1 protein-coding gene is annotated in these 1,089 nt (G+C 60.3%); it reads left to right on the top strand.

Annotated features, from left to right (window positions below; genetic code table 11):
- Positions 1 to 4 precede the first annotated feature (4 nt).
- A partial coding sequence (gene tuf / locus Q1A91_RS23640) for an elongation factor Tu (protein WP_299883381.1) occupies positions 5 to 1,089 on the top strand: 1,085 nt, incomplete at its 3' end.

Below are 1,089 nucleotides of genomic sequence, written 5' to 3'. Positions count from 1 at the left end.
CACCATGGCAAAGGAAAAGTTTGAACGCACGAAACCGCACGTCAACATCGGCACGATTGGCCACGTTGACCACGGCAAGACGACGCTGACGGCGGCGATCACCAAGTATTTTGGTGACTTCAAGGCGTATGACCAGATTGACGGCGCGCCCGAAGAGAAAGCGCGTGGGATCACCATCTCCACCGCGCACGTGGAGTATGAAACCGACGCACGTCACTATGCGCACGTTGATTGCCCCGGCCACGCCGACTACGTCAAGAACATGATCACCGGTGCCGCCCAGATGGACGGCGCGATCCTGGTGGTGAACGCGGCCGACGGCCCGATGCCCCAGACCCGTGAGCACATCCTGCTGGGCCGCCAGGTTGGCATCCCCTACATGGTTGTTTTCATGAACAAAGTGGATCAGGTCGACGACGAAGAGCTGCTGGAACTGGTCGAAATGGAAATCCGCGAGCTGCTGTCCTCTTATGAGTACCCCGGCGACGACATTCCAATCATCGCAGGCTCCGCGCTGGCGGCGATGGAAGGCCGTGACAACGCCATCGGCGAAGACAAGATCAAGGAACTGATGGCCGCTGTGGACGAATACATCCCGACACCTGCGCGTGCCGTGGACCAGCCGTTCCTGATGCCAGTGGAAGACGTGTTCTCGATTTCTGGCCGTGGTACGGTTGTGACCGGCCGTGTCGAGCGTGGCGTGATCAACGTGGGCGACGAGATCGAAATCGTCGGCATCCGCGACACCGCGAAGACCACCTGCACAGGTGTGGAAATGTTCCGCAAGCTGCTGGACCGTGGTGAAGCGGGCGACAACATCGGCGCGCTGCTGCGCGGCATCGACCGTGAAGGTGTTGAGCGTGGTCAGGTGCTCTGCAAGCCGGGTTCCGTGAACCCGCACACGAAGTTCGAGGCCGAAGCCTATATCCTCACCAAGGAAGAGGGTGGCCGTCACACGCCGTTCTTCGCGAACTACCGTCCACAGTTCTACTTCCGGACCACAGACGTGACCGGCACGGTTCAGCTGCCCGAAGGCACGGAAATGGTGATGCCGGGCGACAACCTGAAGTTCGACGTTGAGCTGATCGC

This window comes from uncultured Sulfitobacter sp., assembly GCF_947500075.1.
Taxonomy (GTDB): domain Bacteria; phylum Pseudomonadota; class Alphaproteobacteria; order Rhodobacterales; family Rhodobacteraceae; genus Sulfitobacter.
This window is presented reverse-complemented; position numbering and strand designations above follow the sequence as displayed.